Genomic DNA, 13,888 nt, shown 5'->3' with positions numbered 1-13,888 from the left:
TATATTTTATTATTAAATTTCCATTTTCGTTTCTATTTATTAGGATTTGAAATAACAGCTTTTCCATTTATAGTTTCTATAACTTCACCATTAACACTTAAGTCTTTATCCCTTAAATTATAAATTATAAATTCAACATTCTCATATTTTTCTTTACAGCCTTTGTCTATTACCTTAAACTTAATTTCAACCTTTTCATCCAAATTAGTTATCTTAATTTTGTAATGGTTAAATTCCCCAGCTTGATATCTAAAACTTTCACCATCATCAGTATAATGATGATATCTAATTTCTGTGTTTTCTTTTGATAAATAGACTTCTATAGTTAATCTATTTACAATCTTTTCACCAATATAATTTTGATCTTCTCCAGTTGGAATTATAGACCCACCTTTAACGTAAATCGGACAAACATCCACTGGAGTTTCCTTTATGATATATTGTCCTCCTTCGTATTCTTCTTTAGTCCAATAATCTATCCAGCTATTTCCTTCTGGAAGATATAGCATTCTTGCTTTTGCTCCTTGTTCAACAACAGGCGCTACTAAAATATTTTCCCCACAAAGGAATTCATCATTTATCTCATAAGTTTTTTTATCATTTTGATAATTAAATAGTAATGGTCTTATAATTGGCTCCCCATTTTTACTGCATCTCCACATCATATCATAAAGATACGGTAACAATTTATAACGTAATTTTATATATTTTCTATTAATTTCTTCAGTTATTTCATCAAAAGCCCAAGGTTCTTGATCCCTTGTTCCCATTGCAGAATGATTTCTAAAAAGAGGAGTGAATGTTCCAACTTGAACCCACCTGCTCAATAGTTCAGCACTACAGTCATGTCCAAAGCCTCCCACATCAGTTCCACAAAAAGCCATTCCACTAAGTCCTAAATTCATGAGCATAGGAATCGACATTCTAAGATGCTCCCATGTGCTTTGATTATCTCCTGTCCATGCAGTTGAATACTTCTGAGTTCCTGCATAACATGCTCTAGTTACAATAAATGGTCTCTTTCCTGTCGCTTTCTTCAAACCTTCATAAGTTCCCTTTGCCATCATATGACCATAAATATTATGCGCTTCTTTATGAGTTACTAAAATACCATCATTATTAAACATAACATCATCTGGAAGTGGTCCATTAAAACTTGCTGGCTCATTCATATCATTCCAAATTCCACTTACTCCAGTATCAATCATTATTTTTTGATTTTCTCCCCACCATTTTCTTACCTTTGAGCTTAAGAAATCAGGATAAACCGAATCTCCAGGCCATACTTCATTTCTATATACTATCCCTTGATTATCTGTTGCAAAATATCCATTTTCAAGACCTTCATCATAAATTTTATAACCTTTGTCCACCTTGACACCAGGATCTATTATCGTTACAACCTTAAAGCCCATATTATTCAAGGTCTTAATCATAGCTTCTGGATTTTCAAATCTTTCTTTATTCCAAGTAAATACTCTATATCCATCCATATAGTCTATGTCCAAGTATAAGGTATCACAAGGAATTCCTTTTTCTCTAAAGTTATTTGCTATTTCCATAAGTCTTGTTTCATTATCATAAGACCATCTGCATTGTTGATATCCAAGTGTCCACAATGCTGGTAGTGGCATATTTCCAGTAATTATAGTATATCCTTCTACAACTTTTTTTACTGAAGGACCATAAATAAAATAATAATCTAAATTACCATCTGCAGCTGCAAAATAGTAATATTCTGAATTATCCCTTCCCATATCAAAATAAGTCTCGAAATGATTGTCAAAAAATATACCAAAAGCATTTCCTTTACTTAATCCAATTAAGAAGGGAATTGATTTATAAAGTCTATCAAAAGTTTCTCCATGTGGTTTAGCATTATCTGTATTCCAATTTACATAATGGTAACCCTTTTTATTTAAATGTCCAGTTTTTTCTCCCAATCCATAAAAGCACATCTCTTCTTCCATATTTTTTGATATGTACAACTTATACTCTTCCTGATTATTGATAGCATGTCCTTCTGCTTCAGCAAGCATATAGTCACCATAACGTCTATTAAAAGGTTTACTATCACCTCGATAATCGGCGCATAACCTTGTACCCTCTTTATCATAAATATCCACCTTAAAACAATCGTATACCTTAAGCTGCAACTGTTCTGTTGATATTTGAATTCCACCATTTATAAATTCCACTTCAAAATCACAATTCTTATCCTTTAAATTTTCAACTGCTTTTGAATTTCTTTCTTTTCTAAATGAAGGTACAAAAAAATTAATTATATAAGAATTCACTATTTTTATATATACTTTTTCCTCTTCAAACTCAATATTAACTATATTGTTTTCAACCTCGTATCCTAATAATTTTCCATAACTGTTTTTTACCTCTTTACAATTATCCATAGCTTTTCCTCCATATTAATAATTCTATTAGTTATATCAATTTACTGTTATTATATACTGATAGTTTATTAATTTCTTGCATTATATAACCATTAAATATAAAAATACTGCTGTTGCCTTTTTAAAAGAATACGGATCATCAATTGGTTAACCGAAAAAAATGAATGGTGAACAATATTAACAAGTTATCATTCACCATTCATTTTAAACTATTAGTCTATTTGATCCAAAGATTAGAATTTCCAAAATGCTTATCTAATTTATCACTAAACCATCGTCCATTAAGAACTTCTTTTATTAATTTATCTTTTACTTCTTTTGATAGCGTAGTATCAGCATCCATTTGTTTTAAAATCTCTTCATAATCAATTCTTTCATTAGACATACTGATTTTAGCATTATTTTTGTCAGCATCTAAAATTAATTGAGTTGTTTTACTATTTGCACCATTCCAAGGTTTCCATTCGCATCCAGTAGTAATTTTCCCATTAGGAGTTCCATCCCATAAGAAATTTGTAATATAATCAGTAACTTTTACTCCTAGATCTTTTGCTCCAGGATTGTTGAAACTATCTTTATACATTGCACTAAAACCTGTTGTTTCATCTGTTAAGAAAGGAATCCAAACTCCATGGAATGGTCCTGCTAATTGAGCCATTTTATCTCCTACTACATTCTTATCTAATCCCCACTTAAAATCACCTGTATAAATTGGTGCGTTATAATTTTTAATCATTCTTTCAGCTGATTCTTCAGCATTGAATAATTCATATAATTTACTTCCATAATTTAATGCAAAGTTTAATTCCTTATTAGCTTCCTGATTAGTCATAAGAGTGTTATCATCTTTAGCTGCAAAATACTTATCATATCTACCAAACAAAGAGAATTCTTTAGCTCCTGTTAACATAATAAGAGGCACATTATTATAATTCTTTGTATCAAAGCCCTCCTTAGGCAAAACTGTTCCATCACTGTATAAATGAGGGAAAGCACTCATTCTTATCCCTGCATTTCCCATTAATTTAGCTAATCTATCTGCTGAAAGATTATATAGATAAGCTTTTACATCTTTTCCATCAGTTAATAACCACTTGTATGCTTCATCTTCAGTTGCTTTAATTTTATCAGCTACTACTAGTGGCGCAATTGCTTTTGCAATTATCTTAGCACTGTCTTCTGGATCTGCAGTTGTCATTCCACCACTAAATGAAATTGCTTTTTGGAATTTATCCTTGAATATTGGCGATATAAGCATAGCCATTACATCTCTACCACCAGCAGAGAAGCCAGAGGCTGTAACATTTTCAGAATCCCCACCAAAAGAACTAATGTTAGCTTTTATCCAATCTAATGATTTGCTTATATCTAACAGAGTATAATTACCAGAATCCTCATTTTTATTTCCTGTCTTAAGTGCTGGCAAGCTATTAAATCCAAGAGCACCTAGTCTATAATTTATAGAAACAACTATACAATTAGCATTTACAGCCAATTTCTTAGGACTTATTTCATTGCTAGCGCCTGTTTGATTATTACCTCCATGAATATAAACTAAAACTGGTAAATTAGTTTGATTTGTATTAGGTCTATAAATATCTAAATTTAAACAATCCTCACTACCAACGATTTTGCCATTAGATAATTGAATTCCCATATTTCCATCTTTAGTTGCATCTAAAGTTCCTGCCCAACTATCAGGATTCACAGGAGCTTTCCATCTCAATTCACCAACTGGTGCTTTAGCATATGGTATACCCTTCCAAATTAAAGTTTTTCCTTCATTTTCTTGGTATCCTTTAATTTTACCATATTTTGTCGTTTGAATAATGCCTTGGGAATATCCTGTATTTTCTTCTTTTGAAGTTCCTGCTACTACATTAACAGAAGTACCATCTTGAGCTTTAACTGGTATACTTACTAATGAGCCTGCCATCAATGAAACAGATAAGGCCATTGCCACTAAAAAACTTGTTTTTTTACACATTACTTTTCCCCCTTTAAAAACAATTGTTTATTAATAAATAGTAATATTAAATCTATTAAACCTTTTCATAATTTCATATCACTAAATATTTTAACGTCATGTAGAAAAAATTGCTTCCTAAAAAAAATAACCTAAGTATAATATAAGCATTTTCCAATTCTTATATTTTACTTAGGTTTCGCCTGAATATCAGTAACAATCCTACGATAATATCATGTATACATTTTCATCTGCATTAAGAATAACATTTTTTTGATAATCTTGTCAATATATTTGGATATAATTTCATATATAAAAATAGCATAATATAGTTTTTAGTAAAATCAAAACTACATTATGCAAAAAAAATTATTTTTCTATCTCCTTGATACTAATCTAAAGACTTTTCTATTAAATTATTTTTTATGCCATAGATCCATCAGAAGTTAAATAATATCCACCTACATATGCATTAGAAACCATTGTTCCATTATCTCTTAGAAAATACCACTTATCGCCGTCATTAATCCAACCAGTTTGCATTATACCATTAGCATCCATATAGTACCATGCTCCATTAACACTTTTCCAGCCAATTACAGGAACTCCTTGTTCAATTAATATCCATTTTCCTGCTTTTGTTTTTCCCCAAAAATCCCCTTTTACTCCTGTACTTGGTGATGTAGTTACAATTTCATCTGTTGGTGCTGAATCTGTAGTTGTAGAAGTTGTACTAGTTGTAGTTGTTGTGGAAGTTGTAGAATCTGTTGATTTATCATCTTTTGCAGCCTGTTCTGGTGTTATTGTGCTTGAAAAAGAATTAATGTACGAAGAAACCTTTTGATTGCTCTTATCAATATCCTTCCATTCAAATCCAGGTGTCATATTGTCAAAATCTTCTTTCGTATATTTATCTTTATCGTCACTTGAACTTGCCGCATATACACAGGTTCCTTGCGCTAAAATTGCAATTAATGCAAGAGTTAAAATTCTTAATTTTTTGCTTTTCATTTTTCTCATCTCCTAGAATATTATATGTATATTAATAATTCAAGCTAAATTTATATTCTTACTATTCATTATCGTTTAAATATTGTATTTCTTCAGTATATTATATATAATTTTTATCATCTTCTAAAGATTTTGTAAATGTAAAATACCTCCAATTCTGCTTTTGCATACATTGAAGGTATCATTTTCAATACTATTTCTTTTTATTATATTTTTTACAAAGTTCCATCATTTCTTCTTGAGCATTAACTATCTTATCCACCACTACTTTTGAATAAGAACCATCTGTGTTCAAGATTCTACTTTTAACATTATCTTTTAAATATAATTCTAGCATTTCTTTTAGTTCTCTCTTTATCATAGAATCCTCAATTATTGTCATTGTTTCAACTCTTTTATCAAGATTTCTATACATCCAGTCTGCACTTGATATGTAAATATCCTCTTTTCCTTCATTATGAAAATAATAAATCCTGCTATGTTCTAAATATCTTCCTACAATACTTTTAACTGTTATATTTTCGCTTAAGCCTTTTATACCTGGTTTCAAGCAACAAATTCCTCTTACTATAAGTTGAACTTTCACACCAGCTTGTGAAGCCTTATACAAGGCAATCATAAGCTTTTTATCAACTAAGGAATTCATCTTTGCTATTATTTTCGCCTTTTTTCCGCTTTTGGCATATTCAGTTTCTCTTTCAATTAAGTGCTCCAATTTCTTTCTTAATCTATAAGGTGCTATTGTTATTTTACTCATATTTTCAGGTTTGAAATATCCAGAAAGCATATTAAAAATAACCGTCGCATCCTCTCCATATTCGGGCTTTGAAGTAAGAATTCCAATATCTGTATAAAATTTAGCCGTCACATCATTATAGTTTCCCGTTCCTAAATGAACATATCTTTTTATTCCTTTTTTTTCTTGTCTAACAATAAGCAAGATTTTACTATGAGTTTTAAGTCCAATAACCCCATATATAACATGACATCCAGCTTTTTCAAGCTGCCTAGCCCAATGAATATTATTTTCTTCATCAAATCTTGCTTTAAGCTCAACAAGCACAGTTACTTGTTTACCATTTTCTGCTGCCTTTGAAAGTGCTGCAATTATTGGGGAATTTCCACTTACTCTATACAGTGTCTGCTTGATTGCCAATACCTTTTCATCCTTTGCTGCTGTTTCTACTAACTTAACAACTGACGAAAAGCTTTCGTAAGGGTGATGCAGAAAAATATCATTTTTACTTATTGCTTGAAAAATATCTTCTTCTTGTAGCTCCTTAATTGCTAAACTCTTCACCTGTTCAAATTTTAATTCACTATACCCTTTAACGTTGTATAACTTATTACAAAATGTTAAATCGATAGGTCCCTTGATTTCAAATATTTGATTCTCTGATATTTCAAATTCCTGCTCTAAAATATTTATTATTCTATTATCATTAGATTGCTCAATTTCCAATCTAACCTCTACTCCCCATCTTCTTTGCTTAAGAGATTCCTCAATTGTCTCCAGTAAATCTTCTGCACCTTCTTCATTTAAGCTTAAATCAGCATTTTTAGTTACTCTATAGCAAGCAGTTGTTAATACTTTAAATCCAAAAAGCTCACTTAAGTGATTTTTTATAACATCCTCTAATAATATAAAATTCTCTCCATTTTCTCCTGGAATAGGAACTAATCTATCTAATACAGATGGTACTTGAATAGTTGCAAAGACTTCCTGTCCACTCTTATTGGATTGTAATATCACTCCTATATTTAAGGTTTTATTTAATAATAATGGAAATGGTCTTCCTGAATCAATTACCATTGGTGTTAATACTGGATAAAGAATATTTTTATAATATTCATTTACAAACTTTAACTGTTCTTCATTCATCATGTTATAATTTAAAATTCTTAAATTTTTTACCCCTAAATGATCATATAAATGCTCATATGTAATATATTGATCTTTTACCATGATTCTAACTTTTTCTAATATCTTTTCAATTTGTTCGCCAGGTGTCAAACCTGAAACTTCCCTTTCATCAAAACCTGCTTGAATCTGGCTATATAAAGATCCAACCCTTACCATAAAAAATTCATCAAGATTAGAGCTAGATATAGCTAAAAATTTAAGTCTTTCTAATAACGGATTTGTATTGTCCTTAGCTTCATCCAATACCCTTTGATTAAATTCTAACCAACTTAACTCTCTATTAAAGAAATTTTTGTAATTATCATACGCATGCAGCTCGTTCATAATATCCCCTCATTCTAAATAAGTTAAATATTTTTAACCTAATCTAATTATTTGCTATAATAGTATTTAAAATACATCACCTATAATGTACAATAATAAAATACATAATATTATAATCTAGCATTCTTGTTAACTTCATGTTAATAACAGATTATATATTGGTTAATTTTACTATAATTGTATCATATCTTAGGAGGAATCAGATGAAAAATATTGCAGTAATTGATATTGGTTCTAACTCTATGAGAGTTTTAGTATATGAAATATACGAAAATAACTCTTTTAAAATTATTGATGAAGAAAAAAGAATGACACGACTTGGGGAATATATTGATAAAAATAATAAACTTTCTAACGAAGGCATTGAAAAATTATTAATAACTCTTGAATTTTTTAAAATTCTTTGTGAAAAGAATAATGTTGTAGAAATAATAGTAGTTGCAACAGAAGCAGTTAGACGTTCAGAAAATAGAGATGATATCTTAGGTTTAATAAAGAAAAATACAGGGTTAAATATTAGAATTCTAAGCGGATTAGAAGAATCAGCCTATGGTTATATAACAATTCAATCAACGATGGATATTAGTGATGCCATACTGATTGATATTGGTGGTTCTAGTATGGAAATCACTTTAGTTAAGGATAGAAAAATATCACACGGGATAAGTTTGCCTTTAGGTTCAATTCCACTAACTAAACTATTTCCTTTTGATGAAAATGAAAAGGAAGATTTATCAGCAGATTTCAAAAAGTTTATTTTTAAAGAATTCGATAAATTACCTTGGCTAAAAAATGAAAAAGATTTACCTTTAATCGGTATTGGTGGTACAGCCCGTTCCATCGGGAAAATACATAAAAAATTTATTTCTTATCCTTTAGATTTATTGCACAATTATTCAGTATCCTTTGAGGAAATCAAAATTCTTTATGACTATGTTATTAGTCTTGATTTTAATCAAAAACAAAAGTTAAAAGGCTTACCTAAAGAAAGAGTTGATATTTTTACAGCACCTTTTTCTGCTCTAGTTATGCTTATGGACTATTGTAATTGTCCACTTTTAAAAATTAGCCAATATGGAATACGTGAAGGGGTCTTATACGAAAAATTATTAGGTAAGGATATTCATAATATTGATATTTTAGAATTCTCTTTAAATAATATTTTAACTAATAACGATTTAAACATTACTCATGCTGATAAAATCAGGGATTTATGTTTTGTTATCTATAAATATCTTGAAAATTCAAATTCTAAATATTCAAGATTAGAAAATAAATTGCTTGGAATCATTGCAAAATTGCATGATGTAGGAGTAAGTATTTCTGTTAAACATGCTTATAAACATAGCTTTTATATCATAATAAATTCTTTAATAGCAGGGCTTTCTCACAAAGAAATCCTGATGACAGCATATTCAATAGCTCTTAGCGGCAAATTCGATTATAAAATTATAGATGAATACAAAGACTTACTAACGAAGGATCAAATACTTATCTGCAAAAGACTTTCAACCATTTTATGCTTAGCTCATAAAATTGATAAATATTTCTATAATAGTTTAGCTGAAGTTGTAGTTATTAATGAAAAAGATAATTTCAAGTTAGCTATACCAAAGGCTAGTGTAAAATATATGAAGGATAGTCTGCCTGTAGAAATGGATGAAAGTTTTAAAAAGTGCTTTGATAAAAAATTATGCATTATTGAATTATAATCAATTTTTATCCACACAATATATTACAATATATTGTGTGTGGTAATAAAAAAATATAAATTAAGGAGATAATTATCGCAATATGAAATTTGAATTTGATAAAAAATTACTTAAATACTCAATATATATAACTATTACTGCAGTAATAATATATATAGCATTCTTAATTATTTTTAACATAGGTACAATTTTTGGAGTTACATTTGATACTTTGGGATATATCTTAGGTTTAATTAAACCATTGATTATAGGTATTATAATAGCATATCTATTATATCCTCTTACTAAAGCCATTGAAAAATTTCTAGAAAAAAATAAAGTATTTAAAATAAAAAAAGCTTCAATAAGACGTATTTTGGCTATCACATTATCTTATCTTTTAATAGTAGGCATTTTTTCAGGTTTACTATTAGGTATATATTTTATGATTGGTGGACAACTATCCAACAACACTACCTTAACAAATATTACGCAACATATAGGATTATATATAAGCAATACTTCCTTTTCTCCAAGCTCTATTAAAGAAACTTTAGATAAAATAAATAACCCTCTTATTAATAGTATGAATCCTTACATTGTTGATGGTGTAGTTTACTTACAAAAATATGTTGAAAATAATCTAGGTAATATGACCTCTTATGTTATGTCAATTGGAAGTAGTGTTGCAATTTTTTTCATTGCTCTAGTAATAAGTATTTATCTATTGAAAGATTCTGAGTACTTTTTCGACTTATGGCATAAAATATATAACTTAATTTTTAGGGAAAGTAAGGTTGGAGGTAAGATAACTTATGTCTTTAAAGTTATTCATCAATCCTTTTCAAATTATTTAAAAGGACAATTACTCGAAGCATTTTTTGTTGGAGTTTTATCTGCTGTTTCCCTTTCAATAGTTGGTATTGATTACGCTATTATAATTGGTATTTTCGCAGGAATAACGAATATGATTCCTTATGTAGGACCAATTGTAGGTACTGTTCTTGCAGCTATTATGGGATTACTCAGTGGAACTCCTATAAATGTCCTTTATGCAGTAATAGCAATGCTTATAGTTCAGCAAATTGATGGACATCTTTTAGCACCTAAAATTGTTGGAGATAGTGTAGGCTTACATGCTGTATTTATAATAATAGCGATTTTAATAGGTGGAGATGTTGGTGGAATCCTTGGAATGCTTCTTGCAGTTCCAATAGCGGCTTCTCTAAAAGTGCTTATAAACAACTGGTATGAAAATTACACAAAAGTTCAAACTAATTCTGATGATATAAAAAATACAACTGATTAGAAAACAAAAAAATCGCAGGCGACTGTGGAGCCGGAGATTTTTAATATTAAGTTCCGTATTGTGCTTCGCACTCTTTTTATAGGTGCGCATCTGCCTTTTCGAACGTATGTGAGAAAAATGTGCACCTTAGAAAGAGCAGCTATGCTGCATATAAGAACATTTCCTTAGAAAGAGCAGCTATGCTGCATATGAGAACATTTTATACAGGCGAATATGATTTGTTTTTTATTCTTTTCTTATACACAACTCACTTAAATAGCCTTTTTCATATATTATCCACAGATTTTACTGCATTATAAATTCCTAAAGAATAAAAAATAAACTCCTGTATTTTTACAGGAGTTTATCTTTCCTTATGCCACCCAGGCACCACTTCCATCAACGGTATAACCATTTACTACTGTATTTACGGCCATTGCTCCACTATCTGGATAGCAATAATACCACTTTCCACCAAAAGAAATCCAACCAGTTTCCATGTCACCATTATTACTAAAGAAATACCATTTACCATCAATAATATTCCAACTCTTAGCATAAGTTCTAGTCTTCTTATAGAAATACCATTTGCCATTATTTAAAGTCCAATTTCCATCAACATTAGACTTATATCCAATCGTAGCTTGTCCTATCCCATTATTGCTATTTCCAAAGTCATAATCTTCATCACATTTTGGATATTTGTTATTATCCCAACTAAATCCATCTGAAATTAATATACTGTCTTTTCTAAGAAAATATTTATCATTTCCTACAGCATCGTTATTTGTAACATCTAAATGATACCACTTTCCATTAAGCTTAACTAAATTCCAGCCATGAGGAACTCCATCTAAAGTTCCAAGGACAATCTTATTTTCTATTCCCACTAAATTTAATAATTTATAGGTAGTCATAGCATAGCCCTGACATGTAGTTTTTCCAGTAGTTAATGCAGAATATGAATTGTCTGATACAAGACTATCATCATATTCAAATCTATCAATCAAATATTTATTTATAGCCTTAACTTTATCAAAATCACTCATAGAGTCAGTAATCGTTGCTGAAATTATTTTTTTTAACTCTTCTGAAATATATTCTTCTTGAGTTTTTGTGGTTTTATATGTAACTTTTAAGGTTCCGGTCAGTCCTCTTCTTTCATACACTAATGACTCCAAGGATCTACCTAAATAATCATCCTTTTCTGCAATACTTCTTACATAATCCAATACATCTGATTTATTATATGAAAAATCAAATTCAGTATCCCAATTTTCTAAATGATTGTATATATATGAACTTAAATCATCATCTTTAGCAAATGCTACTTGTCCACTAAATGTTGATATTACCATCAATACAAATAATATTTTTTTTATAAAGTTCTTCATTAACAAATCCATTCTCTCCTCCTACAAATTGCTTAATAAGCCTAGAGTAATTTTCATTAGTATATAATTAAATTTAATTTTCCTCCTCTCAATATATTTTAGTTAAACCGAATACCAACTAGTATCATACCTAGCATATTCTTTATCAGATTTCTTATATTTATTATATAACAAATTTTCTATCAGTAAATGACAAAATTTCTTCATCTAAGTTAATTTATTTTTCTTAAAATACTAATAAAAGAACTTCTCATAAATTACAAGAAGTTCTTTTAAAGAGAGATTATAAGGTATTGTAACTAATTAAAAATCACTTTTATACATAAACTAGCTATATTTATATATGTTTTTGATTTTCAACTAATTCAATGAACATTATAACTTAACATTTAATTTTTGTAAACATTTACCCATCTTTATTTTTATCCTTTTATTCTATGTTTAATCCATTTTTCGCCTCTTAATCTCATGCAATACAAACTTCCTCTTACAATCCAATCTACATACATAGCTAACCATATTCCTAGAACACCTATTTTAAGTACTATTCCAAATATGTACCCTAAACCAATTCTGAATACCCACATACCTATAAATGCAGTCATCATTGTATACTTAGTATCTCCTGCTCCTTTAAGACCTGACGATAAAACAAAGGAAATCCCCCAAGTAACCATTGCAATACTATTACTTTTAAGAAGAGTTGCTGTAAGACTTATTACTTCTGGGTCAGTAGTATAAAAACCTGCTACCCATTCTGCAATTGGAACAAAAAGCATTGCAACAAAAACTAAACAAATTGTTGCAAATTTAACTAAATATATTAAAGTATTTTTTCCACCTTTAATATCATTTCTCCCAATATACTGCCCTACTAAAGTTGTTGCAGCTAAGCAAAGTGCATTTCCTGGAACATTAATTATTTGTGATATAGACATTCCAATTGCATTTGCTGCAATTGAAGCTGTCCCCATTGTAACTATAAAGACTTGGACTAGTAATTTACCTGTTTGGAAAATTACTGCCTCCATTCCAGCTGGGACACCAATATTGAATATATTTTTTTGAATTTTCATATCAAACTTAAATGGATATATCTTTTTAATTTTTATATTTTTACTTCCTCGTAGTAACACAAAGATTATTACTATTGTACCAATTGTTCTAGCTATAGCTATCGCCATAGCAGCTCCCATTATTCCAAAGGACGGAATGTGAATAGCATCTATTCCGTAAATCAATATGTACCCCAAGATTATATTTACTACATTCATAAACATAGTAATCAACATTGGCGTTTTAGTATCTCCAGTTCCCCTTAATATTCCATTAGAAATTTGTTCAATTGCTATAAAAGGATATGTTAACAAAGTAAATTCTATATACAATTTTGCATCTAATTTAACTAATTCCTCAGCAGAACCATACAAAAAATTAATAATAGGTACCCGAAAAATCCATAAGAACAAGGTTATCATTCCAGATACCACCAGTCCTGATGCAATTGCTTGTTTTGCAGTCTCATTAGCTTTTTTAGTTTGGCCTTGTCCAATTTGTTGAGCAACTACTACTGTTGCTCCTACTGATAAAGCTGCAAAAAATGATATAAACAAATTATTCATTGAATCTACCATTCCAATTGCAGATACAGCTTCTTTACCAATATGACCAGCCATTATTGTATTACATACTCCAAGCAACATAACAAAAGTTTGTTCAATAATTATTGGTATTGTTAGTTTTAAGACATTCTTTCTTATTAACATAAAAAATCCTTCTTCCTAAGTAATCCTCTTATCTTAAGCTTTAATAAAAAAATCGCAGGCGACTGTGGAGCCGTAGATTTTTTTTACGCATCTGCCTTTTCGAACGCATGTGAGAA

8 protein-coding genes are annotated in these 13,888 nt (G+C 29.5%); 2 read left to right on the top strand and 6 right to left on the bottom strand.

The features are described from left to right. Window positions 1-32 precede the first annotated feature (32 nt). The 4 genes from L3B98_RS11660 to L3B98_RS11645 form a co-directional block, all read right to left on the bottom strand. Complete coding sequence (locus tag L3B98_RS11660; RefSeq protein ID WP_238916729.1) at window positions 33-2,408, bottom strand: glycoside hydrolase family 31 protein; 2,376 nt, start codon at window positions 2,406-2,408, stop codon at window positions 33-35. Window positions 2,409-2,625: 217 nt separating this feature from the next. After that, entirely contained in the window at window positions 2,626-4,395 is a 1,770-nt protein-coding gene (locus L3B98_RS11655) for a carboxylesterase family protein (RefSeq protein ID WP_238916728.1), read from the bottom strand. A 402-nt stretch (window positions 4,396-4,797) separates the two neighbouring features. After that, window positions 4,798-5,385, bottom strand: a complete 588-nt coding sequence (locus L3B98_RS28905; RefSeq protein ID WP_275298405.1) for a cell wall-binding protein — start codon at window positions 5,383-5,385, stop codon at window positions 4,798-4,800. Window positions 5,386-5,578: 193 nt separating this feature from the next. Next, window positions 5,579-7,633 (bottom strand): RNA degradosome polyphosphate kinase, encoded by a 2,055-nt coding sequence (locus L3B98_RS11645; RefSeq protein ID WP_238916727.1) that lies wholly within the window; start codon window positions 7,631-7,633, stop codon window positions 5,579-5,581. A 203-nt stretch (window positions 7,634-7,836) separates the two neighbouring features. On the opposite strand from L3B98_RS11645, the gene ppx reads away from it, so the two are divergent. Next, window positions 7,837-9,345 (top strand): exopolyphosphatase, encoded by a 1,509-nt coding sequence (gene ppx, locus L3B98_RS11640; protein ID WP_015394233.1) that lies wholly within the window; start codon window positions 7,837-7,839, stop codon window positions 9,343-9,345. A gap of 82 nt (window positions 9,346-9,427) precedes the next feature. Next, window positions 9,428-10,633, top strand: coding sequence for an AI-2E family transporter (locus L3B98_RS11635; protein ID WP_238916726.1), 1,206 nt, complete (start codon window positions 9,428-9,430; stop codon window positions 10,631-10,633). A gap of 353 nt (window positions 10,634-10,986) precedes the next feature. Here the strand turns inward: L3B98_RS11635 and L3B98_RS11630 are convergent, their stop codons facing one another. After that, window positions 10,987-12,018, bottom strand: a complete 1,032-nt coding sequence (locus tag L3B98_RS11630) for a transglutaminase-like domain-containing protein (protein WP_238916725.1) — start codon at window positions 12,016-12,018, stop codon at window positions 10,987-10,989. Window positions 12,019-12,428: 410 nt separating this feature from the next. Continuing rightward, entirely contained in the window at window positions 12,429-13,772 is a 1,344-nt protein-coding gene (locus L3B98_RS11625) for an MATE family efflux transporter (protein ID WP_238916724.1), read from the bottom strand. Between the last annotated feature and the right edge of the window lie 116 nt (window positions 13,773-13,888).

The organism is Clostridium sp. YIM B02555 (genome assembly GCF_022320955.1).
Lineage (GTDB): Bacteria > Bacillota > Clostridia > Clostridiales > Clostridiaceae > Clostridium > Clostridium saccharoperbutylacetonicum.
Note: the sequence above shows the minus strand (reverse complement) of the source record. Positions and strands in the feature narration are given on the sequence as shown.

Coding starts and splice junctions, on each gene's coding strand:
- L3B98_RS11635 (WP_238916726.1), top strand. CDS start 9,428: ATGAAATTTGAATTTGATAAAAAATTACTTAAATACTCAATATATATA.
- L3B98_RS11660 (WP_238916729.1), bottom strand. CDS start 2,408: ATGGATAATTGTAAAGAGGTAAAAAACAGTTATGGAAAATTATTAGGA.
- ppx (WP_015394233.1), top strand. CDS start 7,837: ATGAAAAATATTGCAGTAATTGATATTGGTTCTAACTCTATGAGAGTT.
- L3B98_RS11645 (WP_238916727.1), bottom strand. CDS start 7,633: ATGAACGAGCTGCATGCGTATGATAATTACAAAAATTTCTTTAATAGA.
- L3B98_RS28905 (WP_275298405.1), bottom strand. CDS start 5,385: ATGAAAAGCAAAAAATTAAGAATTTTAACTCTTGCATTAATTGCAATT.
- L3B98_RS11655 (WP_238916728.1), bottom strand. CDS start 4,395: ATGTGTAAAAAAACAAGTTTTTTAGTGGCAATGGCCTTATCTGTTTCA.
- L3B98_RS11630 (WP_238916725.1), bottom strand. CDS start 12,018: ATGGATTTGTTAATGAAGAACTTTATAAAAAAAATATTATTTGTATTG.
- L3B98_RS11625 (WP_238916724.1), bottom strand. CDS start 13,772: ATGTTAATAAGAAAGAATGTCTTAAAACTAACAATACCAATAATTATT.